The sequence below is a fragment of the Flavobacterium degerlachei genome (assembly GCF_900106645.1).
GTDB classification, from domain to species: domain Bacteria; phylum Bacteroidota; class Bacteroidia; order Flavobacteriales; family Flavobacteriaceae; genus Flavobacterium; species Flavobacterium degerlachei.
Genome location: NZ_FNMV01000030.1, coordinates 1 through 1,670, shown reverse-complemented (window position 1 = coordinate 1,670; position 1,670 = coordinate 1). Strand labels below are relative to the sequence as shown.

The window sequence follows — 1,670 nt, the reverse complement described above, 5'->3', positions numbered from 1 at the left end:
TTTTTAATGGTACCCAAAAGGCTTTTAGATGTTAGTTCAACAACAAAAAATTCAATTCAGTCCGTACTCTTCGTTATATGATTTAATCGTTCCCAAGGACAATATGCTAAGAAAAATCAATGAGTTGATCGATTTTTCATTTATCTATGATGAGTTGCTAAATAAATACTGTACAAATAATGGTCGCACAGCAGAAAGTCCTGTGCGTATGTTCAAGTATTTACTTCTGAAAACAATTTATACCGTTTCAGATGTTGATGTAGTGGAGCGTTCCCGTTTTGATATGTCCTTTAAGTATTTTTTGGAAATGGCACCAGAAGAAGATGTTATCAATTCTAGTACGTTAACAAAATATAGAAAACTACGTTTGAAGGACACCGACTTATTAAATCTATTGATTAGTAAAACAGTGACTATAGCCGTTGAAAAGGGCATTATCCGTTCTAAGTCTATTATAGTTGATGCCACACATACTTTATCGAGATCAAATCCATTTTCGGCAATTGAAGTATTGCGTGAGCGTTCAAAACTACTGCGAAAAACGGTTTATTTATTTGATGACCAATGGAAAGAACGTATGCCAGAGAAGAACAATACCAATGAATTAGAAATGGAATTGGCCTATTGTAAAGAGTTGGAGAGACGGCTAGAAAAAGAACAATCTTTAAGTTCTATACCTGCGGTGAAAGAAAAATTAAACTTGCTTAAAGAAACGATAGAAGACACTCAGGAAAATTTTACCTTATCAAAAGATACAGATGCTAAAATGGGGCATAAATCCGCTGATAGTTCCTTCTTCGGCTATAAGACTCATTTAGCGATGACCGAAGAGCGCATCATTACAGCAGCTGTAGTCACATCAGGCGAAAAAGGAGATGGCCCGGAGTTACCTAAACTTTTAGAAATTAGTCAGGAAAACGGAATCGATGTTGATACAATTATTGGCGATGGAGCCTATACAGGAAAAGAAAATCTCAAACTCACAAGTGGGCAAAATATTAAAGTGGTAGCGAGACTAAATGTTACAATAGCTCAAGGGGCTAGAAAAGACGAAGATAAATTTGATTACAATAAAGATGCCGATAGATTTATTTGTCCTGCTGGTCACATGGCTATACGAAAGGCTCGCCTAGGCAAAAAAAATGTTGGAACCAATCAAAAACAAACCTACTATTTTGATGTGGAAAAATGTAAGACCTGCTCTTTAAAAGAGGGTTGTTATAAAGAAGGAGCCATGACAAAAACATATTCGGTGTCCATAAAATCGGACTTACACCAAGAACAAATCAGCTTTCAAGAAACTGACTATTACAAAGAAAAAGCAAAACACCGATATAAAATAGAAGCGAAAAATAGTGAGTTGAAAAATGTACATGGTTATGATAAAGCAATATCATATGGCATTACCAATATGCAAATGCAAGGTGCAATAGCAATTTTCGCAGTCAACTTAAAAAGAATACTCAAATTAATGTAGGAAAATCAAAGTTACATGCGCAGTACACTCAATGAGCCTATAAAAGTCAAAAATCGACTCATATAACGTACAATAAAAAACAGTTGTAAAAATTAAAACGCTCATAAAGGATCTTTAAAATCCTGTTATAAGCGTTTTTTTATTGTCTAAAAAACGACTCTAATCAAAATAAGTGAAGTTTTTCAGTGCCCTC

At 34.5% G+C, this 1,670-nt stretch carries 1 protein-coding gene; it reads left to right on the top strand.

The genetic code is table 11. The features are described 5' to 3' along the window. The first annotated feature begins 28 nt into the window (after positions 1–28). Positions 29–1,477: an IS1182 family transposase gene (locus BLV91_RS16730; protein WP_091435348.1), complete on the top strand. Its 1,449-nt coding sequence runs from the start codon at positions 29–31 to the stop codon at positions 1,475–1,477. Positions 1,478–1,670 lie beyond the last annotated feature (193 nt).